The sequence below is a fragment of the Mesorhizobium sp. M8A.F.Ca.ET.057.01.1.1 genome, from assembly GCF_003952565.1.
Taxonomy (GTDB): domain Bacteria; phylum Pseudomonadota; class Alphaproteobacteria; order Rhizobiales; family Rhizobiaceae; genus Mesorhizobium.
The window spans coordinates 6,329,021-6,350,443 of sequence record NZ_CP034454.1; the positions used below are offsets into that span (position 1 = coordinate 6,329,021).

Annotated in this window: 24 protein-coding genes; 7 read left to right on the plus strand and 17 right to left on the minus strand. The window is 64.3% G+C overall.

The annotated features are described in order from the left end of the window. Nucleotide 1: 1 nt before the first annotated feature. Entirely contained in the window at nucleotides 2–625 is a 624-nt protein-coding gene (locus tag EJ077_RS30020; RefSeq protein ID WP_208698484.1) for a LysE family translocator, read from the minus strand. Nucleotides 626–792: 167 nt separating this feature from the next. Further along, complete coding sequence (locus EJ077_RS32660) at nucleotides 793–915, minus strand: hypothetical protein (RefSeq protein WP_281040186.1); 123 nt, start codon at nucleotides 913–915, stop codon at nucleotides 793–795. 238 nt (nucleotides 916–1,153) lie between these two features. On the opposite strand from EJ077_RS32660, the gene EJ077_RS30025 reads away from it, so the two are divergent. From EJ077_RS30025 to EJ077_RS30040, 4 genes are all read left to right on the plus strand, one after another. Next, nucleotides 1,154–1,924 (plus strand): L,D-transpeptidase, encoded by a 771-nt coding sequence (locus tag EJ077_RS30025; RefSeq protein WP_208698486.1) that lies wholly within the window; start codon nucleotides 1,154–1,156, stop codon nucleotides 1,922–1,924. A gap of 98 nt (nucleotides 1,925–2,022) precedes the next feature. Further along, nucleotides 2,023–3,189 (plus strand): diphosphate--fructose-6-phosphate 1-phosphotransferase, encoded by a 1,167-nt coding sequence (locus EJ077_RS30030; protein ID WP_208698488.1) that lies wholly within the window; start codon nucleotides 2,023–2,025, stop codon nucleotides 3,187–3,189. Between the two features lie 34 nt (nucleotides 3,190–3,223). After that, a complete protein-coding gene (locus tag EJ077_RS30035; protein ID WP_208698491.1) occupies nucleotides 3,224–3,943 on the plus strand; it encodes an MBL fold metallo-hydrolase in 720 nt (239 codons plus the stop codon). 188 nt (nucleotides 3,944–4,131) lie between these two features. Then, nucleotides 4,132–5,694 carry a DegQ family serine endoprotease gene (locus EJ077_RS30040; protein WP_208698493.1) on the plus strand — a complete coding sequence of 521 codons (1,563 nt, stop codon included), beginning with the start codon at nucleotides 4,132–4,134 and terminating at the stop codon, nucleotides 5,692–5,694. Nucleotides 5,695–5,775: 81 nt separating this feature from the next. Here EJ077_RS30040 and EJ077_RS30045 read toward each other — a convergent pair whose 3' ends face one another. The 9 genes from EJ077_RS30045 to EJ077_RS30085 form a co-directional block, all read right to left on the minus strand. Further along, on the minus strand, nucleotides 5,776–6,867 hold the full coding sequence (locus EJ077_RS30045) for a 3-deoxy-7-phosphoheptulonate synthase (RefSeq protein WP_208698495.1): 1,092 nt from the start codon (nucleotides 6,865–6,867) through the stop codon (nucleotides 5,776–5,778). 423 nt (nucleotides 6,868–7,290) lie between these two features. Further along, a complete protein-coding gene (locus EJ077_RS30050; RefSeq protein ID WP_208698497.1) occupies nucleotides 7,291–8,085 on the minus strand; it encodes an SDR family oxidoreductase in 795 nt (264 codons plus the stop codon). A gap of 377 nt (nucleotides 8,086–8,462) precedes the next feature. After that, nucleotides 8,463–9,455: an inositol 2-dehydrogenase gene (gene iolG, locus EJ077_RS30055; protein ID WP_208698499.1), complete on the minus strand. Its 993-nt coding sequence runs from the start codon at nucleotides 9,453–9,455 to the stop codon at nucleotides 8,463–8,465. 115 nt (nucleotides 9,456–9,570) lie between these two features. Further along, nucleotides 9,571–10,338 (minus strand): ATP-binding cassette domain-containing protein, encoded by a 768-nt coding sequence (locus EJ077_RS30060; protein ID WP_023772158.1) that lies wholly within the window; start codon nucleotides 10,336–10,338, stop codon nucleotides 9,571–9,573. Between the two features lie 2 nt (nucleotides 10,339–10,340). Further along, complete coding sequence (locus tag EJ077_RS30065; protein WP_208698501.1) at nucleotides 10,341–11,417, minus strand: ABC transporter permease; 1,077 nt, start codon at nucleotides 11,415–11,417, stop codon at nucleotides 10,341–10,343. A gap of 110 nt (nucleotides 11,418–11,527) precedes the next feature. Continuing rightward, a complete protein-coding gene (locus EJ077_RS30070) occupies nucleotides 11,528–12,469 on the minus strand; it encodes a sugar ABC transporter substrate-binding protein (protein WP_208698502.1) in 942 nt (313 codons plus the stop codon). 542 nt (nucleotides 12,470–13,011) lie between these two features. Continuing rightward, nucleotides 13,012–13,932: an SDR family oxidoreductase gene (locus tag EJ077_RS30075; protein WP_208698504.1), complete on the minus strand. Its 921-nt coding sequence runs from the start codon at nucleotides 13,930–13,932 to the stop codon at nucleotides 13,012–13,014. Next, a complete protein-coding gene (queG, locus tag EJ077_RS30080) occupies nucleotides 13,929–15,083 on the minus strand; it encodes a tRNA epoxyqueuosine(34) reductase QueG (protein WP_208698506.1) in 1,155 nt (384 codons plus the stop codon). Before queG ends, EJ077_RS30075 begins: the two co-directional genes overlap by 4 nt. Beyond that, nucleotides 15,064–15,756, minus strand: a complete 693-nt coding sequence (locus tag EJ077_RS30085; protein WP_015314714.1) for a glutathione S-transferase family protein — start codon at nucleotides 15,754–15,756, stop codon at nucleotides 15,064–15,066. The genes queG and EJ077_RS30085 overlap by 20 nt, the downstream gene beginning before the upstream one ends. Nucleotides 15,757–15,917: 161 nt before the next feature. Between EJ077_RS30085 and EJ077_RS30090 the strand changes: the two genes are divergently transcribed. Next, nucleotides 15,918–16,724 carry an undecaprenyl-diphosphate phosphatase gene (locus EJ077_RS30090; protein WP_208698508.1) on the plus strand — a complete coding sequence of 269 codons (807 nt, stop codon included), beginning with the start codon at nucleotides 15,918–15,920 and terminating at the stop codon, nucleotides 16,722–16,724. 102 nt (nucleotides 16,725–16,826) lie between these two features. Here EJ077_RS30090 and EJ077_RS30095 read toward each other — a convergent pair whose 3' ends face one another. Together EJ077_RS30095 and rsmI are read right to left on the minus strand one after the other, a co-directional pair. Then, the gene (locus tag EJ077_RS30095) at nucleotides 16,827–17,204 is read right to left on the minus strand and encodes a YraN family protein (RefSeq protein WP_208698510.1); all 378 of its coding nucleotides are present in this window, start codon (nucleotides 17,202–17,204) and stop codon (nucleotides 16,827–16,829) included. Then, entirely contained in the window at nucleotides 17,197–18,099 is a 903-nt protein-coding gene (gene rsmI / locus EJ077_RS30100) for a 16S rRNA (cytidine(1402)-2'-O)-methyltransferase (protein ID WP_208698512.1), read from the minus strand. Before rsmI ends, EJ077_RS30095 begins: the two co-directional genes overlap by 8 nt. Nucleotides 18,100–18,286: 187 nt before the next feature. On the opposite strand from rsmI, the gene EJ077_RS30105 reads away from it, so the two are divergent. Both EJ077_RS30105 and EJ077_RS30110 read left to right on the plus strand, forming a co-directional pair. After that, nucleotides 18,287–18,472 (plus strand): hypothetical protein, encoded by a 186-nt coding sequence (locus EJ077_RS30105; RefSeq protein WP_208698514.1) that lies wholly within the window; start codon nucleotides 18,287–18,289, stop codon nucleotides 18,470–18,472. 7 nt (nucleotides 18,473–18,479) lie between these two features. After that, complete coding sequence (locus EJ077_RS30110; RefSeq protein WP_208698516.1) at nucleotides 18,480–18,668, plus strand: hypothetical protein; 189 nt, start codon at nucleotides 18,480–18,482, stop codon at nucleotides 18,666–18,668. Between the two features lie 55 nt (nucleotides 18,669–18,723). Here the strand turns inward: EJ077_RS30110 and EJ077_RS30115 are convergent, their stop codons facing one another. The 4 genes from EJ077_RS30115 to EJ077_RS30130 are packed head-to-tail and all read right to left on the minus strand — an operon-like array spanning nucleotide 18,724 to nucleotide 21,283. Then, on the minus strand, nucleotides 18,724–19,038 hold the full coding sequence (locus EJ077_RS30115) for a low molecular weight protein tyrosine phosphatase family protein (RefSeq protein WP_208703170.1): 315 nt from the start codon (nucleotides 19,036–19,038) through the stop codon (nucleotides 18,724–18,726). Nucleotides 19,039–19,050: 12 nt separating this feature from the next. After that, the gene (gene hemW / locus EJ077_RS30120; RefSeq protein WP_208698518.1) at nucleotides 19,051–20,229 is read right to left on the minus strand and encodes a radical SAM family heme chaperone HemW; all 1,179 of its coding nucleotides are present in this window, start codon (nucleotides 20,227–20,229) and stop codon (nucleotides 19,051–19,053) included. Next, nucleotides 20,226–20,873 carry an RdgB/HAM1 family non-canonical purine NTP pyrophosphatase gene (gene rdgB, locus EJ077_RS30125; RefSeq protein WP_208698520.1) on the minus strand — a complete coding sequence of 216 codons (648 nt, stop codon included), beginning with the start codon at nucleotides 20,871–20,873 and terminating at the stop codon, nucleotides 20,226–20,228. The genes hemW and rdgB overlap by 4 nt, the downstream gene beginning before the upstream one ends. Further along, a complete protein-coding gene (locus EJ077_RS30130) occupies nucleotides 20,873–21,283 on the minus strand; it encodes a VOC family protein (RefSeq protein WP_208698522.1) in 411 nt (136 codons plus the stop codon). Before EJ077_RS30130 ends, rdgB begins: the two co-directional genes overlap by 1 nt. Between the last annotated feature and the right edge of the window lie 140 nt (nucleotides 21,284–21,423).

A 21,423-nucleotide genomic window follows, 5' to 3' on the forward strand; every position in this document is an offset into this window, starting at 1 on the left:
CCTAATTGCCCGACCGCATCGCCACCGTGGCGATGCCGGCGCCGACCAGCAGCGTGCCGCCGGTGCGGTTGAAGATGCGGATCGCCTTGGGATTGCGTACGATGTTGCGGGCGCGTGCCGCGATCAGCGCGTAACCGAAGGCGTTGGCGAAGGCGAGCACCAGGAAGGTCGTCTCGAAGATCAGCATCTGCGTCCAGAAATTGGCATGCCGGTCGAGAAACTGCGGCAGGAAGGCAACGAAGAAGGTGATGCTCTTCGGGTTGAGCGCGGTGACCAGCCAGGCATGCGCCATCATCTTGGCCGAGGATACCGCGTCGGTGCGCGGTTCGGCCTTCAGCGTGCCGCCGGCGCGAAACAGTTTCACGCCGAGATAGATCAGATAGCCGGCGCCGATCAGCTTCAGGATGGTGAAGACGGTAGCCGATGCGGCCAGCAGCGCGCCGATGCCGAGCATCGACAAGGTCATGGCGGTGAAGTCGCCGAGCGCCACGCCGACGGCCATCGGCAAAGCGGTGCGCCAGCCCTGGCCCAGCGCATAGGACACGACCAGAAGGATGGTCGGACCCGGAATGATGAGGAGGATGGTCGACGCGGCAGCGAAGGCGGCCCAGTTTTCGAAGGACATGCTCGTCTCCTTTGAGCTCAAAGAAGAGGATAAATCCTTGGGTCCTGAAGAATGTAAAGGGCCGAGTTTTTGTTTTTGCGCATACCGGCCGGGGCAACCGGCACGACTTTTACCGGGGCCGCGGTTACTGGGACCGCAATGTCAATTGCGCCAGCGGCAGCACGGCGTCAGTTCGCGCCGCCCAGCGTGCTCACGATATCGGCCAGGGTGACATTGGCACCCAGAACCAGGGCTGCGGCGACAATGGCGGCGGCAAAAAGCTTGATGTCGGTTTTTAACGTCTTGCACATGGAAGCCCCTCGCTGATCGCCTGGAGAGGTAGGAAACACCGGCGCCGGGATTATGACCCGACGGGGGTGATTTTGTGCCGGGACCCCGGATGGCGACCGTCGGGAAGGGCGAAACGGTACTACCGCCGCACGCAAACGCAAGCAGCGCAAGGCATTCACGCTTTATCAACCATGAATGATGAAAATGCCCGCTATCCGGCCGGACCGTGCTTCCCGCCGACAGCGTAGGGTTGGGTATATGCGTGAGTTGCCGCAAGGTCCGACGCCGCCGCGAAACGGCGACGCAACCGAAACCGATCTTCTCCTCTCTCGCCGCGCCGTCCTGTCCGGGGCGGGCGCTTTGGCGCTGCTTGGCGTCGCCGGCTGCTCGACTTCCGGTGGCGGCGACCTGCCGGCGCTGCAGCTCGACGATACGGTTACCGGTTCGGTGCGGCCGATCCGGCCCTCGATCAGCGTCGACAAGAACATCACCAGCGCGGACGTCATGTATGCCGCGCTGACCGACAACGGCTTCAACGTGCCCGAGGTGCCCTATCTCAAGGTGAAGCCGGAATTCCGCCGCCAGATCGTCGTCGACACGACAGGCGAGGCGCCCGGCACCATCGTCGTGCATCTCAAGGAGCGCATGCTCTATCTCGTCCAGCCTGGCGGCGACGCCATCCGCTACGGCGTCGGCATAGGCAAGGACGGGTTCCGCTGGTCCGGCCGCGCCAACATCCAGTACGGAAGGGAATGGCCGACCTGGACGCCGCCGCCCGAAATGATCCAGCGCAAGCCGGAACTGGTGAAGTGGCAGGGCGGCCAGCCCGGCGGCCTCACCAATCCGCTCGGCGCCCGGGCGCTCTACATCTACCAGGACGGCAAGGACACCGGCTACCGCATCCATGGCTCGCCGGAATGGTGGAGCATCGGCCAGGCGATGTCGTCGGGCTGCGTGCGCCTGATCAACCAGGACATCATCGACCTCTACAGCCGGGTATCGAAGAAAAACCCCGTCGTCGTCATGTGATCGTGGCCGCGGTTTGCAACCGTCAGACTCTCCCGTTGCGCGATAGCGAAAGACAGGCCAAGGTGCCTTGAAAACCATCGCCTCGGGAGACGTCAGGAATGGCCGGAACTTTTGTTATCGCGCAGGGTGGCGGTCCGACCGCCGTCATCAACCAGACGGTGGTGGGCGCCACGTTGGAGATCCGCAAGCGCCATCCCGGCGCCAAGGTGCTGGGCTCGATCCACGGCGTGCGCGGCATCCGTGACGGCAATTATGTCGACCTTTCGGCCATCCCCGAGGACCGGCTGCGGCTGATTGCCGGAACGCCGAGCGCGGCATTGGGCTCGACACGCGACAAGCCGGATGCCGCCTATTGCGAGGTCATCCTGAAGGGCCTGCAGAAGGCGGGGGCCGACGCCTTCATCTATATTGGCGGCAACGACACCTCAGGCACGCAGCAGATCCTGACCGATGCCGCCGGCGGCAAGATCGCTTTCGTCCATGCGCCGAAAACCATCGACAACGATCTGGAAGAGAACGACCATACGCCGGGCTTCATATCGGCGGCCGAGTTCGTCGCCGGCGCCTTCCTGTCCGTCGACCTCGATTTTCGCGCGCTGCCCGGCATCTATGTCGGCATCGTCATGGGCCGGCATGCCGGCTTCCTGACCGCGGCCGCCGCGGCCTGGCAGCTCGATTCCGACAGCGGCCCGCATCTCGTCTACGTGCCGGAGCGGCCGTTCTCGGCGGCCGGCTTCATCGACGACGTGCGCGCCACGCTCGACCGCCACAAGCGCTGCATCGTCGCCGTGTCGGAAGGCGTCAGCACCGCCGACGGCAAGGCGCTGGTCGAAAGCCTGGTGCCGGCGGACAAGCTCGAACGCGACCAGCACGGCAACGTCAAACTGTCGGGCAGCGACCTGCCGGCGGCGCTCGAACGGGCATTGGCCGAAGGGCTGCCGGGCAAGCGCGCCCGCGTCGACGCACTCGGCTACATGCCGCGCGGCTATGTCGGCGCCATCAGCGCGGTCGACGCGCAGGAGGCCTTCGATGCCGGCGCCTTCGCCGTCGGCGTCGCCGAACAGGGCGGCGGCTCGGTGGCGCTGCAGTATGATGGCAGCAAAATAGTGCTGAAGAAGGTGCCGCTGAAGAACGTCGCCGGCAAGACCCGCCACATGCCCGACGATTTCATGAAGCCCGACGCCAACCAACTGTCCGAGACCGGCATGGCCTATCTCAAGCGGCTGGTGCCTGAAAAATACAAGGTCGGAAAACCGTTCGTCTGATGTGGGGCTTGGAATTAATGCCTGGTCCCGCCTGATGGACACCTGGTTCAGCAAGCGCATCGTCGACGACAGGACGACGATGCTGACCGAGCCGTTCGTGCACGACTATGTGCGCGCCAACACCTGGCATTTCACCGGCCGCGACGCCGACCTTCTGGTCGACACCGGCATGGGCATCTGTCCGCTCGCGCCGCAGATAGAGACGCCCGCAGGCAAGCCGCTTCTGGTCGTCGCCACCCATATCCACCTCGACCATGTCGGCTCGCTGCACGAATTTCCGCTACGGGCCGGGCCAAGGATGAGCGCGGCGCAATTCGCGAGCATGGACGAGGCCGCGACCTACGCCTACATGTTTCACGATCTCGAGGGCGCGGTTTCGAAGCTGCCCGAGCCGGGTTGGAGGTCGGCGGATTACAAGATCCCATCGGCGCCGCTGACGCGGACCCTTGACGAGGGCGACGTGGTCGACCTCGGCGACCGGCAATTTCGCGTGCTCCACCTTCCCGGCCACTCGCCGGATTCGATCGCGCTGTTCGACGAGGCCGACGGCCTGTTCTTCAGTGGCGACGCCATCTATGACGACACGCTGATCGACGATCTGCCGGATTCCGACAAGGGCGCCTATGCCAGCACGATGCAGCGCCTGCTCGACCTGCCGATCCGCGTCGGCCATGGCGGCCATGGCCCGAGTTTCGACGGCAAGCGCATGCGTGAAATCGCGTCGGCCTATCTGCGATCCGTAAGCGCACTCTGAATTAAATCTTCGTAAGGTCGGGCAAAAACCCTAATTCAGGCCATTCGGGTCCCTAGATACCTCATGTCGATCCGGCCGGCCGCCATGTACGGCGAGACAGGCCATCCCGGCCGTCGACACGCTGACGGGCGCCTTCTCCCAAGAGCCGCCCGCGGCGCCGGATCAACCCTCGCCCGGACAGAACGACCATGTCACCTCTTGGTATTCTTCGCAGGCATCGCGTCGCCGCCCTGTTGGGCGCTGCGCTGATCATCTCCCCCGCCGTCGTCTCCTTCGCTCAAAACGCCGGCAATGGGGACTTGACCAAAATCGTTGCGACGACGCAGACCCCCGTCGCCGGCATAACGGCTCCGAACGGATCGTTCGCGCCTATCGTGGCTGCGGCCAAGCCCGCTGTCGTCACGGTCACGACAGTCATGAAGGGGCAACCGGAAGCCATGAGCGAAGGTTCGCCTGACAATTCGCCCTTTGGCGGCAATTCGCCCTTCGACGACTATTTCCGCCAGTTCTTCGGCGATCAGGCCACGCCTGGTCCAAGGACGCCTCCGCAGCAGCAGCAGTCGCAGCGCGCCGAGGCGCTCGGTTCGGGCTTCATCGTCAGCGCCGACGGCACCATTGTGACCAACAACCACGTCGTCGACGGCGCCTCCTCGATCAAGGTCACGCTCGACGACGGCACGGAGCTTCCGGCCAAGCTGGTCGGTCATGACGCCAAGAACGATCTCGCGGTGCTGAAGATCAAGGCCGGCAAGGTCTTGCCAACCGTGAAATGGGGCGACTCCGACAAGCTCATGACAGGCGACCAGGTGCTGGCGATCGGCAATCCGTTCGGCATCGGCACCACGGTGACGGCCGGCATCGTCTCGGCGCGTGGCCGCGACCTGCATAGCGGGCCCTTCGACGATTTCATCCAGATCGACGCGCCGATCAACCACGGCAATTCCGGCGGCCCGCTGGTGGATGTCAGCGGCAACGTCGTTGGCATCAACACGGCGATCTATTCGCCTAATGGCGGCAGCGTCGGTGTCGGCTTCGCCATTCCGTCGGACCAGGCTCAGAAGGTGGTCGCCAAGCTGATGAAGGGTGGCGACATCGAATACGGCTATCTCGGCGTCGAGATCCAGCCTGTCACTCCGGACGTGGCCAGCGCCATCGGGCTCGACCATCCCGGCGGTGCCTTGGTCTCGCAGGTCAATGACGGCTCGCCCGCGGCCAAGGCCGGTGTCGAGACCGGCGATGTCATCACCAGTTTCGCCGGACAGGACGTCAAGGATCCCAAGGACCTGTCGCGGGCCGTCGCCGACGTCGCGCCGGGTGCCAGGGAGACGCTGGATGTCTGGCGCAAGGGCAAGGCCACGCGGATTTCCGTCGATGTCGGCCGCAACAGCGACGATGTGAAAACGGCATCGACCGACGATTCCAGTGCGCCGGGCACCGAACAGGGCTCGCGCGCGCCGGCCATCGGCCTCGGCCTGATGGACATCACGCCCGACATCCGCCAGCAGATGAACCTGGCCGACAACGAGCACGGAGCGGTGGTCGCCACCGTCAACCCGGACAAGGCCGCGGCCACCGCCGGCATCCAGCCCGGCGACATCATCGTTGCCGTCAACCAGGCGCCGGTCAAGAGCGCCAGGCAGGTCACGCAAGCCATCGCGCAGGCCGGCAAGTCAGGCCGCAAGTCGGTGCTGCTGCTGGTCGAACGCGAGGGCAGCCAGATCTATATCGCCATCCCGTTCGCCAATGGCTGACCGTGATCCCGCATTTGGCTGGTAGCAGGTTCGACGAACCTGCTACCAGCGAGCGCCGCCCTTTCCCGCATCGCCATAATGTCAGGCGGCGCCCTGACGGCTGTCCAGCACGGCGCGTCTCGCCGAGCGGCGCCATTCGACCGCACCGGCAAGGCCATGCAGCACCGTTTCGGTGGTCGCCCAGTCGATGCAGCCATCGGTGATGCTCTGGCCGTAGACCAGCGGCTTGCCCGGCACGACATCCTGCCGGCCGGCGACGAGATTGCTTTCGATCATGACGCCGATGATGCGCTCGTCGCCCGCCGCCACCTGGCCTGCCACGTCCGCTGCCACCTTCGGCTGGTTCTCGGGCTTCTTGCCGGAGTTGGCGTGGCTGACGTCGATCATCAGGCGCGGCGCGATACCGATGCGGGCGAGTTCCACCGAGGCGGCCCCGACGCTTGCCGTGTCATAGTTCGGCTGAACACCGCCGCGCAGGATGACATGGCAATCCTCGTTTCCGGTCGTCGCGGCGATCGCGCTGCGTCCGCCCTTGGTCACCGCCATGAAATGGTGCGGCTGGGCGGCCGACTTCACCGCCTCGCCGGCGATCCTGAGATTGCCGTCGGTGCCGTTCTTGAAGCCGACCGGGCAGGACAGGCCCGAGGCCAGTTCGCGATGGATCTGGCTCTCGGTCGTGCGCGCGCCGATGGCGCCCCAGGCGACGAGGTCGGCAATGTATTGCGGCGTCGTCATGTCGAGGAATTCGGTCGCCGCCGGCAGGCCGAGATTGTTGACGGCGGAAAGCACATTGCGCGCCATCCGCAGCCCCTTGTCGATGTTGAAGCTGCCGTCGAGGTCGGGATCGTTAATCAGGCCTTTCCAGCCGACAGTGGTGCGCGGCTTTTCGAAATAGACCCGCATGACGATCTCGAGCCGGTCGGCCAGGGCCTCGCGCAGCGCCGCCAGACGGCTGGCATAGTCAACGGCCGCGACCGGATCGTGAATGGAACAAGGGCCGACGATGACAACAAGTCGATCGTCGGCCCCTGTCAGGATGGAATGGATGGCGTTACGCGAGGCGGCAACGGTGCGTGTCGCCGTGAGTGAGCGCGGTATCTCGCGCATCACCTCTTCCGGCGTGCTCAGCAGTCTAAGTTCCTTGACCCGAAGGTCGTCTGTGGTGGTCAACACGGCTTTCTGCTCCTGTTTGGGAACCTGCCGGCTGAAACAAAAAAGCCGCCAGGTCTGGCGGCTTGTCGGACTGTTTGCTGCAATCTTCAGATCGAGCGCAATCCTCCCGCCGCCAGCGAGCTGCTAAAGTACCAATAGGTGGCGGACAGGTGGATCATGCCGCTCATATAGTCGAAGCGGAGGCGTTTGTCGATGGGGCGATGAGGGTGGCGAAACCGTCGATGACAGCACCCCTCTCCCCGTCCCTATACGGGGAGAGGATGCCGGCAGGCAGGTGAGGGGCGGCGCCTACGTCGCAGAGACAAGCAAGGTGGGCAGGGTTTGGATCGGTAACTGTCAAAGTCGGTGCTCCCCCTCATTGCCCTGCCGGGCATTTCTCCCCGTATAGTGACCGGGGAGAAAGGGCCAGCCGCAACGTCGGCACTACTCCGGCGACGAACCGGCGACGCTCTGATCATAGTCGACCAGCGATCCGGTCATGACGCCCGATTGCGGGCTGACCATGTAGCTGATCAGCCGCGCGAGCTGATCCGGCTTGACCAATTGGCCCATCGGCTGCGCCGCTTCGGCCTTCGCCAGCCAGTCGTCGGGCGCGTCGTGCCATTTTTTCTGCACGATGTCCTCGCCCTCGGTATCCATCCAACCGGGCAGCACGGCGTTGCAGCGGATGCGGTTGAAGCGATAGGCGTTGGCGACGTTCTTGGTCAGCGTCATCAGCGCGCCCTTGCTGGTCGAATAGGGCGTCAGGAAGGACTGGCCGGTATGCGCCGACATCGACAGCACGTTGACGATGGAGCCGGGTGCCTTTTTCTCCAGCAGATGCGCCACCACGCCCTGCATCAGGAAGAAGGGGCCGCGCACATTGGTGTCGAAGATCTGGTCGAAGAGCTCTTCCGATGTTTCGACCAGCGAGCCGCGCGCCGAGGTGGCGGCGGCGTTGACCAGCGCGTTGATCGTACCGAAATGTGAGAGCGCGGTGGCGACCGCGCGCTTGCACTCGGCGACCTTCGAAACGTCGGCGCTGATGAAGATGGCGTCGACGCCTGATTTCTTGAAATGGGCAACAGCCTTGTCGCCCTTCTCCTGCGAGCGGCCGATGAGCGCCAGCGCCCGGCAGCCCTCGTCGGCCAGTGCCTCGGCGACGGCAAAGCCGATGCCTTGCGCGCCGCCGGTGACGATGGCGCGGGTGTTCGAATTGCGATCGGCGGATGCGCTCATCGCTGTGCTCCTGTGTTTTTGAAGACTAATGGTTTCCTGAGGTTCATTGAAGTTCCGATCGGTTTCTTCGGTGCCTTGTCGCGGCGTTGACAACCTGGTCGAAGCATCCTCAACGTCGTCATCCTAGGGCGAAGCAGGAGCAAAGCTCCGTCGCGGAGACCCTAGGATCCATGCCGTGACCCCGACCGAAGAAACCAGCGGAGCAGAATTCTGCACCGTTAGCATCGTTGCGATGTAACGGCATGGATCCTGGGGTCTGCGCCGCGTCGCTTCGCTCCTTGCTCCGCCCCAGGATGACGAAGCGATGGGTGTTCCGGCTAATCGCCAAGCCTTGTGGACCGACAATCTGACCGCCTCAAAACGTTCGCCCTTTCGATTCAATCAACGCGAACGGTCTTGCCCGTGGTCGCCGACTTCAGCGCCGCATCCGCCAGCTTCAGCGCGACGAGGCCGTCGGCCCCGCTCGGCGCCGCCTTCTTGCCGGATGTCACAGCGGTGATGAAGGCTGCGATCTCGTTGGCGTAGGCGTCGAGATAGCGGGTCATGAAGAAGTCGTGCAGCGGGGGGCGCGTATAGCCCTTCTCGTTGGCCAGTTCGATCGACACCGGCCGCTGGTTCTCCGCCGCCACCATGCCTTTCGAGCCATGCACCTCGATGCGCTGGTCGTAGCCATAGGTGGCGCGGCGCGAGTTGGAGATGACCGCCTGCTTGCCCGATGCGGTTTCGAGGATGACGCTGACCGAGTCGAAATCGCCGGCTTCGCCGATCTTCTTGTCGACCAGCACCGAGGCATGGGCGCTGACCGCCACCGGCTCCTCGCCGAGCAGGAAGCGCGCCATGTCGAAATCATGGATGGTCATGTCGCGGAAAATGCCGCCGGAGCGCGCGATGTAGTCGAGCGGCGGGGCGCCGGGATCGCGCGAGGTGATGGTGACCATTTCGACCGTTCCGATGGCGCCGTCGTCGATCGCCTTGCGCACGGCGGCGAAATGCGGATCGAAGCGCCTGTTGAAGCCGACCATCAGCGTCGCCTTGGCCTTGTCGACCACGGCCAGGCACTTCTCGACGCGCTTGACGTCGAGATCGATCGGCTTCTCGCAGAAGATCGCCTTGCCGGCCTTGGCGAAGCGCTCGATCAAATCGGCATGCGTGTCGGTCGGCGTGCAGATGACGACCGCATCGATGTCTTTCGATTTTTCGATGGCGTCGATGGTCCGCATCTCGGCGCCATAGGCGCTCGCCAGTTCGCTCGCCGCCTTCTCGAAGGCGTCGGCAACGGCGACCAGTTTTGCCTGGGGGTTGGAACCCACGGCGCGGGCGTGGACCTTGCCAATGCGGCCGGCACCAAGGAGGGCGAAGCGAACAGTCATGGAAATTTTCCTCTGGGGATGGTTCGAAGCGGGGCGCCGGTCATGAGCGCTGGATGTTTTTCCGGTCAACACAAATCGACGGGAAGGCGATGACCATCGCCGCCGCGCCCGGCTCTTAGGCCGCGAGTTCCGCCTCCCCGGTCTTGGCGCCGGTGATGTAGGAAACGATGTCCTGTCCGTCGGTATTCTCCTTGCGCAGATTGGCAACGATGCGGCCGCGCCGGAACACGACGATACGGTCGCAGAGGTCGAACACCTGGCGCATGTTGTGGCTGATCAGGATCAGCGGCTCGCCATTGTCCTTCAGCGTGCGGATGATGTTTTCGACCTGCGCCGTTTCCTGCACGCCAAGGGCCGCCGTCGGCTCGTCCATGATGATCAGCTTTGAGGCGAAGGTCGCCGTCCTGGCGATCGCCACGCACTGCCGCTGGCCACCCGACATGTGGCGGATGGTGTTGGACAAATTGGGGATTTTCACCGCCGTGCGCACCAGAGCCGCCTCGGTCGCCTTGCGCATGTATTTACGGTCGAGGATCGAGAATGGCCCCAGATTGAACAGCACCTTTTCGCGGCCGAGGAACAGGTTCGACGGCACGTCGAGATCGTCGGCCAGCGCCAGGTTCTGGAACACCGTCTCGATGCCCGCCTCGCGCGCCTCGATCGGGCCGGCGAAATTCACTTCCTTGCCGTCGAACCAGACCTGGCCGCTCGTCCGCTGCTCGACGGCGGTGATCTGGCGCACGAAGGTCGATTTGCCGGCGCCGTTGTCGCCCATGATGGCGACGTGTTCGCCCTTGCGCAGCTCGAAGTTCGCGCCTTCCAGCGCATGCACGCCGCCATAGCGCTTGGTGAGGTTTTCGGTCTTCAGGACGATGTCTGACATGGTCAAGCCCTCAATGCCCGCATGCGCTGGCGCCACTGGTCGAGAACGACCGCGCCGACGATGATCACGCCCTTGACCATCTCCTGGTAGTAGGCGTCGAGGCGCAGGAAGGTGAAGCCGGAGATGATGACGCCGAAGATGAGCGCGCCGATCACCGTGCCGATGATGGAGCCACGGCCGCCCGACAGCGAGACGCCGCCGATGACCGCCATGGCGATGGCGTCGAGTTCGTACATCACGCCCATGCCGGCCTGGGCGGTGAGGTTCTTGGAGGAGAGCACCACGGCGGCGAGCGCGGCGAGAATGCCGGCGATGACATAGACGAGGATCTTGTGGTTGGCGATCTTGATGCCCGACATGCGCGCGGCATCCTCGTTGGAGCCGATCGCGTAACAGTGCTTGCCGTATCGGGTGTAGGTCATGATCAGCTGGAACAGCACGGCCAGCGACAGGAAGATGATGACCGGCATCAGGCCCTTGCCTATTGCCGCGAAACTGTCGGTGGGAAACGAGATCGGCTGCCCCTTCGACCACCATTTGGCGATGCCGCGCGCGGTGACCATCATGCCGAGCGTGGCGATGAAGGGCGGGATGCGCGTGTAGGCGATCAGGGCGCCGTTGACGAGGCCGGCGAGCAGGCCGCAGCCGATCGCCACCAGCACCGGGACGATGACCGGCAGGTCGGTCCAGCCCTGCGCCAGGAACATCGCCTTGGGATTGGGATTGCCGTTGACGGTCGCGACCTGGGCGAAGCTCATGGCGATCATGGCGGTCGCGCCGACGATCGACCCCGAGGACAGGTCGATGCCGCCGGTGATGATCACTTGCGTGACGCCGATGGCGATGATGCCGACGATCGACACCTGCAGGATGATGATCTGCAGGCGCGCCTCGTTGAAGATGCCGGAGACGTCGCTGCGGGTGTTGAACAGGAAGCTGTCGCCGAGGAAGATCCGGCCGATCAGTTCGAAGATGACGACGAGGATGACGAGCGCCAGGAAGACGTTGAATTCAGCCGGCCATGTGCGCTTCTTGGCGTCATAGCCGACCCCGCCGACGCCGTGAGATGTCTGTGCCAATCTTCTATCCTCCGTCAGCCGCAGTCGTTCCTCGAGCACCTTTCAGGCGGCGAGGGGGAAGAGGAGCGGCGCTGTCTTGACGCCAGAGCGCCGCTCCATATGTCCGCGGCTCAGTTCTTCTTCAGGAACTTGTCGATGTTCGCAGGCGTAACCAGCTGGAACGGGACATAGACCTTGTGTTCGACCTTCTCGCCCTTGGCGAGCTTCAGCGCCGCATCCAGCGCGCCCGCGCCCTGGCCGGCGGCGTCCTGGAACACGGTGGCGTCGAGGTCGCCAGCCTGCATGGCGGCAAGCGCGTCCTGGGTGGCGTCAACGCCGCCGACGACGACCGACTTCATGTCGATGTTGGCGGCCTTCATCGCCTGGATGGCACCGATGGCGCTTTCGTCATTGTTGGCGATGACGCCATCGAACTTCTTGCCGGTCGACAGCCAGTTGGTCATCAGGTTCTGAGCCTGGTCGCGATCCCAGTTCGAGGTCTGCTTGTCGATGATCTTGATGAAGCTGCAGTCCGGGGTGGCGATGACATCGTCGATGTCCTTGGTGCGCTGCACGGCGGCCTGGTTGGAAAGCTCGCCCATGATGACATAGACATTGGCTTCCTTCTTGCCGGCTTCCTTGAACAGGCGGCAGACTTCCTTGGTTTCGAGCGTGCCGGAATCGGCCTCATTGGAAGCGACGAAGGCCTGGTTGTCGGGGAGCGTGTCGACGTTGACCGGCTGGCGGTTGACGTAGACCAGCGGGATCTTGGCCGCGGCGGCCGCATCCGACATTGCCTGCGTGGCCGAGGTGTCGACCGGGTTGACGATGATGGCGTCGACGCCCGAAGCGGCGAAGTTCTTGATCTGGTCGAGTTGCTTGGCGACGTCGTTCTGCGCGTCCTCGACCTGCAGCTCGACGCCGCTCATGCCCTTGGCCTGCTCGATCATGCCGTTGCGCAGCACGGTGAGGAAATTGTCGTCGAACTTGGCCATCGAGACGCCGATCTTGGCGGCCATGGCCGATGAACTCATCAGCGCCGCGAAGGCGACGCTCAAAAGCAGTTTCTTCATTTTAGTCTCTCCTCCACTTTTGGTGTCCGGTTGCACCGATCTCTCCGGAATCCCCGATCTCCCCGGGGAATCTCTCCCGATTGTCTTCTCTCCCCCGGGTGGCGCCTGCCGTTTGCTGGAACCTCAAGGCCTCTGTTTGAAACAGATGTTCCCGGAACGAAAGAACCAAAATGCATGATTGGTGAAATATTTATTCCATTTCAACGGAAGGCGTCAAGGGCGATTCCAAAACCGGATGCGTGATTTTGGCGGACGCGTCGACGCTGTGCGGATGCTGCCGGGTGAATGCCGCTACCTTGGTGGCGCGGAGCAGGCAGGCGCACGCCTGCCTGCGGCGACACCTATGGCATTCGCGCGCCAGCTCCATTCCTTGGATACCGTCGAAGGCAATGGAATCGCGTTCAGAAATGCCAGATGTCTCTCTGCAGCAAGAGATCGAGCGGCGTTCTCCAGACCCTGTAACCCGCCGCCTGCCTCACCTGCTGTTCGACACTGAGTTTGCTGCTGAGATCGAAGAAAGCTCCAATTCGTGGAAAACCGTTTCACACTTTTCCTGGAATTGCTTGTCCCTTCATTGGGCTGCGCGGCTCGCCGTCGTGCCAGTCGCCGCTTGCCCACATATGGTCGAAGGCGGCGCGATAGTCGGGAAAGCGAAACCGATAGCCTGCCGCCTTGAGCGCCGCATTGGCGACCCGCTTGTTCTCGCCATAGAAGGACCGCGCCATGGGCGAAAGTTGGGCGGTCTCGAAGGGAATTTCGGGCGGCGCCTCGATCCCCATCAGCGATGCGGCATAGGCGACGACATCCTGAGGCGGCGCCGGCTCATTGTCGGTGACGTTGAAGATGCCACCCCTGTTGCCGACGATCAGATGCCAGAGCGCGCCTGATATGTCGTCGCAATGGATGCGGTTGAACACCTGGCCCGGCTTGACCAGCCGCCTTGCGGTGCCGTTCTGCAGATTGACCAGCGCGTTGCGGCCCGGACCGTAGATGCCGGAGAGCCGCAGGATCGCCACAGGCCGGTCGATTTCCCGGCCGAGCTTCTGCCAGGCCTGCTCGGCCTCGACCCGCATGACCGAACGCTTCGAGACCGGCCGGCACACGGCCGTCTCGTCGACCCAGGCGCCGCCATGATCACCATAGACACCGACTGTCGAGAGATAGCCGATCCATTCCAGATCAGGCATCCCTGCGATCGCCTCGCCGGCGGCATTCAACACGGGATCGCCGGCGTCTTCCGGGGCGACCGAGATCACCAGATGGGTGGTTTTCTCCAGCGCTTCGCCGATGTCGGTCGTCAACTTGCCGTCGAACAGCAGCGGGGCGATGCCAGCCTGGCGCAGCGCATCGAATTTTTCCTCGTAGCGTGTCGTGCCGAAGATGGTTGCGGCTCCCCTATTGGCGCGGGCAAAGGCCTTGCCCGAATAGCCGGCGCCGAAGATAAAGATCCGCTTCTCGCTCATGCATGCGTCCTGGTTGGCCACGCCAGGCGCCATTCCTCGCGCACCATAGCGTCGTCCTCGGTTTCCAGGCCGTTCGCGGCCCGTTCGGCATATTCGGTTTCCGGCACCAGCCGCGCCAGCGCCCAAATTGCCGCGCCCCGCACCAGCGGCGATGCGTCGCCGAGCAGGCCCCGGACGATGGCGGCAAGCGCGACCTCGCCGGAATTGCCGGCGGCGATCAGCACGTTGCGGACAAAGCGGTCGCGGCCGATGCGTTTGATCGGCGAGCCGGAGAAGAAGGCGCGGAAGGCCGCATCGTCGAGGGCCAAAAGGTCGGCGAGCGCAGGCTCGCGCAAATCGTCGCGCGCGGCGAGCTTGGCCTCCGACGCCGCATTGGCGAACTTGTTCCACGGGCAAGCGGCGAGGCAATCGTCGCAGCCATAGATGCGGTTGCCGATCGCCTCGCGGAACTCATACGGGATCGGTCCCTTGTTCTCGATGGTGAGGTAGGAGATGCAGCGCCGCGCATCGAGCCTATAAGGCGCGGGGAACGCGTCGGTGGGGCAGGCGTCGAGGCAGGCGCGGCAGGAGCCGCAATGGTCGATCTCGGCCTTGTCGGGTGCCAGTTCGGCCGTGGTGAAGATGGTGCCGAGGAACAGCCAGGAGCCGTGCTCGCGGCTGACCAGATTGGTGTGTTTTCCCTGCCAGCCCAGCCCGGCGGCTTCGGCCAGCGGCTTTTCCATGACAGGTGCGGTGTCGACGAACACCTTCACGTCGCCGCCGGCGCGTGCGACGATCTTGCCGGCGATTTCCTTCAGCCGGCCCTTCATCACCTCGTGATAGTCGCGGTTTTGCGCATAGACCGAGATGGCGCCACGGTCGCGCTTCCACAACAGGTGGCGCGGGTCACGGTCAGGCCCGTAATTCATCGCCAGCACGACGATCGAGCGCACGTCGGGCCAAAGCGTGGAAGGCTCGCTGCGGCGCGCAATCGTTTCGGCGATCCAGTCCATGGAGCCGTGAAAGCCGTCGGCGACGAATTCGGCGAGTCTCGCCGGCGCCAGCGGGATCGCATCGGGAGCGGTGACGGCGACGGCATCGAAGCCGGCGCGCCGTGCCTCCGCGTCGATCAGCGCACGCAGTTTTGCCGCGTCAGAAGTCGAGGTCCGCATAGTGCGACACCGGCGAGAGGCCGCGCACGCGGTCGGTCAAGAGCGGCCGGAACGAAGGCCGCGACTTCACCCGCGTGTACCATTCGCGCGCGGCGGGATGTTCGCGCCAGTCGATCTCGCCGAGATAGTCGAGCACGGACAGCGTCGCGGCGGCCGCGAGATCGGCATAGGTGACCCTGCCGCCGGCCAGCCAGTGGCGGGTGCCGGCCAGCCAGTTGGTGTATTTCATGTGCTGGCGGATGTTGGCGCGCGCGGCGCGGATGGCGCCCGAATCGGGCGAACCGCCGCCAGCCGTTTCCGGCATCACCGGCTTCAGCACGCGCTCGCGCACCAAGTGCCGGGTGACCTCGCTTTCGGCCTTGTTGAGATACCAGTCGATCAACCGGCGGATTTCGGCGCGCTGCATCGGATCCTCGGCGAACAGCCGTTTGTCGCGTTTCAGCACACCGCGCGTCTCGTCGAGATATTCCGAAATCACAGTTGCGCCGATGATCGGCACGTCGCCCTCGGCCAGCAGGATCGGCAGCGTGCCCGCCGGGTTCAGCGCCAGGAACTCCTTGCGCCGCGTCCACGGCTTTTCCTCGATCAGCGCCAGCTCCTCGCCATACTCGCCAAAGGCGAGGCGGACGAAGCGGCAGGTGGCGAACATGGGATGGTGGAAAAGCGTCAGCATGGTTCCGCGATGATAAAGCGCACTGGCGAATCGCAGGGCGCACCGGTAAGTCTTGGCCGCCCGGTTTGCGGGCCGTCAGGGGTGTTGCGACCTATAGGGGCACTTCGGCGCCATGACAAGCAAGCCATTCCGTTAGCCATCACGCCAATGCCGAGGTAGAAATGGAAAGCCAGACCATCGTCGAAGCCCTGCTGCTCGGCTTGCTGGAGGGGTTGACCGAATTCATACCGGTATCCTCGACTGGCCATATCCTGCTCGCCGGCCATTTCCTGGGCTTTCAGTCGACCGGCAAGGCCTTCGAGATCCTGATCCAGCTCGGCGCCATCCTGGCGATCCTCAGCGTCTATTTCCGGCGGCTGTGGCAGATGCTGCTCGACCTGCCGCATGACCGGCTGACGCGGCATTTCGTCATCGGCATCCTCATCGCCTTCCTGCCGGCGGCGATCATCGGCGCTCTGGCGCACGACTTCATCAAGACGGTGCTGTTCGAATCGCCACGACTGATCTGCATCATGCTGATCATCGGCGGCGTGGTGCTGCTGGTGGTCGACCGCATGAACCTCAAGCCCGTCTATCGCGACGTCGAGCGCTTCCCGACCCGGCTTTACCTGCAGATCGGCCTGTTCCAGTGCCTGTCGCTGATCCCCGGCACGTCGCGCTCGGGCTCGACCATCGTCGGCGCGCTGCTGCTGGGCGTCGACAAGCGGGCGGCGGCGGAATTTTCCTTCTTCCTTGCCATCCCGACCATGGTCGGCGCCTTCGCCTTCGACCTGTTCAAGAACCGCAACGTGCTGACCTCGGCCGACCTGCCGATCATCGCCATCGGCTTCGTCGCCGCCTTCGTCACGGCGCTGTTCGTTGTGCGCTTCCTGCTCGACTACGTCTCGCGCAACGGCTACTCGCTGTTCGGCTGGTGGCGGCTGGTGGTGGGTGTCGTCGGGTTGGTCGCCCTGCTGATCTGGGGGTGAGGAGCGGTCCGCGACCTACTCACTTCGTCATCCACGGGCGGAGCAAGGAGCGAAGCGACGCAGCGCAGACCCGAGGATGACGAAACCAGGAGTGGCTCTCCTTCAATTCCGTCCATAAAACGCGTTCGGGACATGCACGGGCCAGCGCCAGGGCAGCACGGCGACCATGTCGAAGCGCATCGACAGCCTGCCATAGTCCGGCTGGCGCGACAGCCAGATGTCGGCCGCGCCCTCGATGCGGCGCTCCGATTCGTGGCCGATCGCCTCCATGGCCTCGATCAGCGTGCGGCGCGCCTTGACCTCGACGAACAGCACCAGATCGCCGCGCCGGGCGATCAGGTCGATCTCGCCGAAGCGGGTGCGATGGCGGCGCGCCAGGATCCGGTAGCCTTTCAGCATCAGCGCGGCAGCCGCCAGCCATTCGCCGCGATGGCCGCGCCGGTAGGCCTTTTGACGGCTGGCGCTCGGGCGCTCAACCATCGCGGCCTTCTCTAAGTTCGAGCAGCCGCCGGTAGAGCGCCTGCTTCTGGCCGCCGGTCATTTTCGCGGCTTCCGCCGCCGCCTTGGAGGCCGGCATCTCCGCCGCCAGCGACAAAAGCAGGCGGTCGATGTCTTCCGGTTCGTCGGCCTTGGCCTCGGCGGGACCGATGCACACGACGATCTCGCCCTTCGGCGTGTCCGCCGTCGCGTAATGATCGGCAAGCTCCTGCAGCGTGCCGGTGCGGATTTCCTCGAAAGTCTTGGTCAATTCCCGGCCGATGGCGGCCTTGCGGTCGCCGCCCAGCGCCTCGACCATGGCGCCGAGCGATTCGGCCAGCCGGCGCGGCGATTCGAAGAAGATCAGCGTCGCCGGTACCGCCCTCAGCGCCTCCAGCCGCGACAGCCTCTGACCAACCTTGACCGGCAAAAAGCCGGCGAACAGGAAGGCGTCGGACGGCAGGCCCGACGCCGTCAGCGCGGCAAGCGGCGCCGACGGGCCCGGAATCGGCACGACGCGAATGCCCTGGTCGAGCGCCTCGCCGACCAGCCGGTAGCCAGGATCGGAAACCAGCGGCGTGCCGGCATCGGAAATCAGCGCCACGCTCTGGCCTGCCGCAAGTGCCGCGATCAACTTCGGCCCGGCCTCGCCGGCATTGTGCTCGTGATAGGCCGTGGTGCGTCGGCGGATGCCGTAGCGGTCGAGCAGCACGCGCGACACGCGCGTGTCCTCGCAGGCGACGATGTCGGCGGCGGCCAGCGTCTCCAGCGCGCGCAGCGTGATGTCGGCCAGATTGCCGATGGGCGTCGCCACCAGATAGAGCGCCGGATCGAGCGGACGGGCCGCGATCTCGGTCTGCCCGACCACATAGCTGCGCTTGCCCGTCTCGCCAGTCACCAATGCCGTCTCCGTTCAGGCCCGTTTGGCCTGCCAAATCCTGTTTGGCCTGCCAAATCCTGTTTGGCATGGCTGGCGCCGGCTTGCAAAACTCACGCCGATGTAAGGTGGCCGCCATTCCTTCGCCACAGTAGGGAACGAAACCGGTTTTGGCAGATTTAGCCCCTGATTCCCTTGGGAGGACAGGATGGACAGCCTGACGATTCAAGACGCTTTCGCGCCCTACTATGCCGGTCGCAGCCCGATTGCCGCACGCCACGACAAGCGGCTGCCAGCCCGGAACGACACCAGCCTGACCAAGCAGGCCGCGAGTGCCTTGCCGACCAATGTCAGACTTTCAGACAACAAACCCGACAGCACGACGGAGCACTGACCGGACGATGCCCAATCGCTTTGATATCTTCATCACCCGTCTTGAAACGAAAAATGCCCGCAACGGCGCACCCATGCCCTCTTTGGGAGACCAGCACCGTGGCCGCCGCGACAAGGACAATGCAAAGCCAGTCCGGAACGGCGAGGCGCACGCCGACAAAGAGCGCGGAAAGCACCGCCACAAGCACGACGCCTGATCTAACCGAGATCGGCAAGGCGGCCGCCCAAAGGTGGCGAACTTGGGCCAGGCGCTCAATCCAGATATCGTGAAACGCGTCCCTTCAGAAGCGCTATCAGCTCCGGGTCCATGAATTCGTAGTCGTCCGGGATGTCGAGGCAGATCACCTTGGCTGCCTTCAGACTGTCCTTGAATTTCTTCTGCAGCTTGGTGCGGTGGGTTTTCTCCATGACAAAAATGACGTCGGCCCAGGCGACCAGTTCGTACGTCAGCGGCGTATCGGCATCATAATTGGTGCCGGCCGAGGCGACTTCGATGTCGCGCCGCGTGGAATACACCTGCTCGGCGGTCGGGCTGCGCAAGCGGTTCTGACTGCAGACAAAGAGGATTTTTTCAAAGGATTAGCGCGCCAGGTCCGCCACCACGGCGTCGAGCACGATCATGCCGGCCGGCGTGGCGCGCAGGCGGGCATTGCCGATCGGCGCCACCAGCCCCTCGCCCTGCAGCACCGACAGCCGTGCGCTCGACAGGCCGCGCCCGGAAAACGCTTCGTAGCGGGTGAGGTCGATGCCTTCGGCGAGCCGCAGCCCCATCAGCAGGAATTCGTCGGCCTCTTCGGAACGCGTCAAGAGCTCGCCGCCGGTTATGCCATGGCCCTTGGCCTCGACCAGATTGGCCCAGGTTTCCGGCATTTTCTCAGCAATCGTCACCACCCGATGGCCGTTCTCGACGAAGCGGCCATGCGCGCCGGGGCCGACGCCGACATATTCGCCGTAGCGCCAGTAGGTCAGATTGTGCCGGCTCTCGGCGCCTGGCCGCGCGTGGTTGGAAATCTCATAAGCCGGCAAACCATGCGCCGACGTGATCTCCTGCGTCAGCGCATAGAGGTCGGCGGCGTGGTCGTTGTCGGGAATGGCGAATTTCTTCGCCGCGTGCAGCGCATGGAAGGGCGTGCCTTCCTCGATGGTCAGCTGGTAGAGCGACAGATGGTCGGCGGCATGGCCGATCGCCTGTTCGAGTTCCGCCTGCCAATCCTCGGGCGTCTGTCCGGGGCGGGCATAGATCAGGTCGAAGGAGAGGCGCGGAAAGATTTCGCGCGCGAGCCCGATGGCATGCAAGGCTTCCTCGACATTGTGCAGCCGGCCGAGGAAGCGCAGATCCTTGTCGTTCAGGGCCTGTACGCCGAGCGAGACGCGGTTGACCCCCGCGATCCGGTAACCACGAAACCGCTCCGCCTCGACCGAGGACGGGTTGGCCTCGAGCGTCACCTCGATACCGTCAGGCACCGTCCAGTTCTTGGCCACCGCGTCCAGAACCCTGGCCACCGTTTCCGGCTTCATCAGCGACGGCGTGCCGCCGCCGAGGAAGATGCTGGTCACGTCGCGCGGCCCGGTGCGCTGGCGCATCGTCGCAAGCTCGGCCTCGAAGGCGGCGGCAAAGCGCTCCTGGTCGACTGGCTGGTGGCGGACATGGCTGTTGAAGTCGCAATAGGGGCACTTGGCGGCGCAGAACGGCCAATGCACGTAGACGCCGAAGCCGGGACTACGGTCGAGCGCCATGGTGGTGTTGGACCCGATCATTCCGAACCGAGCCGAGCGCGCGCGAATTTCTGGAAGGCGCGGGCGCGGTGCGAGAGCGCCGTCGCCTGGCCTGGCTTCCAGCCGTGCTTTTCCTCCGCATTCATCTCGCCGAAGGTTTTGTCGAAGCCATTGGGCAGGAACACCGGATCGTAGCCGAAGCCGAGTTCGCCGCGCGGAGGCCAGACCAGAGTGCCCTCGGCCTCGCCGCGATAATATTCGGCCTCGCCGTCGGGAAAAGCGAGGCAGATGACGGCGACGAAGCGGCCCGTGCGCCGTTCGGGCGTGGCCGCGCCGACTTCCTGCAGCGCCACTTCGGTGCGCTGCATGGCCATGGCGAAATCGCGCGATCCTTCCGGCGTCTCGGCCCAGTTGGCGGTATAGACGCCGGGCGCGCCATCGAGCGCGTCGACGCAGAGGCCGGAATCGTCCGACAGCGCCGGCAGGCCGGTCGCCTTCGCGGCGGCGAAGGCCTTGATGTAGGCGTTTTCCTCGAAGGTGGTGCCGGTCTCGTCCGGTTCGGGCAGGCCATACTCCTTGGCCGATTTCGCCTCGAAGCCGAACGGACCCATCAGGTCGGCGAATTCGCGCAGCTTGCCATCATTGTGGCTGGCGACGACGATCTTCTTGCCATGGAGTGAATGCATCAAAGGCCCCAGATTCTCGGCTCGGCGAATTCGATCGAATTGCCCGAGGGGTCGCGTATATAGATCGAACGCCCACCTTGCAGCCATTCGAATTCACTTTCGATGGCGATTTTCTTCGCTTGAAGATGGGCTTTCCAGCCGTCGATTTCAGCGGCGGTTGCGGCAAAGCACAGATGACCTTCGCCAACAGCGCCGTGCGGCGGTACTTTCAGCTTCGCGTCGGGAGCGGGCGGAATTCTGGTCGCCTCGGCGTTGAAGATGAGCAGAACGCCCTGGCCGCAGCGGAAGAAGAGGTGGCGGCCTTCGACCTTGCCGAGGAGGGTGAGATTGAGGATGTCGGTGTAGAAGGATTCTGCGGCGGTGAGGTCGGTGACGTAGAGCGCGGATTCCAGGATTGCGGAGGGTGTCACGAGGCCCCCCTCTTCTCTGCCCTGCCGGGCATCTCCCCCCAAGGGGGGAGATCAGCAGCTTCGAGGCCGCTGTCCTTTTTGCGGCGTTCGAGATTGGCGAAAGCCCAGGCGACAATCGATCTCCCCCTTGAGGGGAGATG

What these genes read in the sequence shown, in the direction of transcription:
- EJ077_RS30020 (WP_208698484.1), bottom strand. Translation starts at nt 625, where the DNA reads ATGTCCTTCGAAAACTGGGCCGCCTTCGCTGCCGCGTCGACCATCCTC.
- EJ077_RS32660 (WP_281040186.1), bottom strand. Translation starts at nt 915, where the DNA reads ATGTGCAAGACGTTAAAAACCGACATCAAGCTTTTTGCCGCCGCCATT.
- EJ077_RS30025 (WP_208698486.1), top strand. Translation starts at nt 1,154, where the DNA reads ATGCGTGAGTTGCCGCAAGGTCCGACGCCGCCGCGAAACGGCGACGCA.
- EJ077_RS30030 (WP_208698488.1), top strand. Translation starts at nt 2,023, where the DNA reads ATGGCCGGAACTTTTGTTATCGCGCAGGGTGGCGGTCCGACCGCCGTC.
- EJ077_RS30035 (WP_208698491.1), top strand. Translation starts at nt 3,224, where the DNA reads ATGGACACCTGGTTCAGCAAGCGCATCGTCGACGACAGGACGACGATG.
- EJ077_RS30040 (WP_208698493.1), top strand. Translation starts at nt 4,132, where the DNA reads ATGTCACCTCTTGGTATTCTTCGCAGGCATCGCGTCGCCGCCCTGTTG.
- EJ077_RS30050 (WP_208698497.1), bottom strand. Translation starts at nt 8,085, where the DNA reads ATGAGCGCATCCGCCGATCGCAATTCGAACACCCGCGCCATCGTCACC.
- iolG (WP_208698499.1), bottom strand. Translation starts at nt 9,455, where the DNA reads ATGACTGTTCGCTTCGCCCTCCTTGGTGCCGGCCGCATTGGCAAGGTC.
- EJ077_RS30060 (WP_023772158.1), bottom strand. Translation starts at nt 10,338, where the DNA reads ATGTCAGACATCGTCCTGAAGACCGAAAACCTCACCAAGCGCTATGGC.
- EJ077_RS30070 (WP_208698502.1), bottom strand. Translation starts at nt 12,469, where the DNA reads ATGAAGAAACTGCTTTTGAGCGTCGCCTTCGCGGCGCTGATGAGTTCA.
- EJ077_RS30075 (WP_208698504.1), bottom strand. Translation starts at nt 13,932, where the DNA reads ATGAGCGAGAAGCGGATCTTTATCTTCGGCGCCGGCTATTCGGGCAAG.
- queG (WP_208698506.1), bottom strand. Translation starts at nt 15,083, where the DNA reads ATGCGGACCTCGACTTCTGACGCGGCAAAACTGCGTGCGCTGATCGAC.
- EJ077_RS30085 (WP_015314714.1), bottom strand. Translation starts at nt 15,756, where the DNA reads ATGCTGACGCTTTTCCACCATCCCATGTTCGCCACCTGCCGCTTCGTC.
- EJ077_RS30090 (WP_208698508.1), top strand. Translation starts at nt 15,918, where the DNA reads ATGGAAAGCCAGACCATCGTCGAAGCCCTGCTGCTCGGCTTGCTGGAG.
- EJ077_RS30095 (WP_208698510.1), bottom strand. Translation starts at nt 17,204, where the DNA reads ATGGTTGAGCGCCCGAGCGCCAGCCGTCAAAAGGCCTACCGGCGCGGC.
- EJ077_RS30105 (WP_208698514.1), top strand. Translation starts at nt 18,287, where the DNA reads ATGGACAGCCTGACGATTCAAGACGCTTTCGCGCCCTACTATGCCGGT.
- EJ077_RS30110 (WP_208698516.1), top strand. Translation starts at nt 18,480, where the DNA reads ATGCCCAATCGCTTTGATATCTTCATCACCCGTCTTGAAACGAAAAAT.
- hemW (WP_208698518.1), bottom strand. Translation starts at nt 20,229, where the DNA reads ATGATCGGGTCCAACACCACCATGGCGCTCGACCGTAGTCCCGGCTTC.
- rdgB (WP_208698520.1), bottom strand. Translation starts at nt 20,873, where the DNA reads ATGCATTCACTCCATGGCAAGAAGATCGTCGTCGCCAGCCACAATGAT.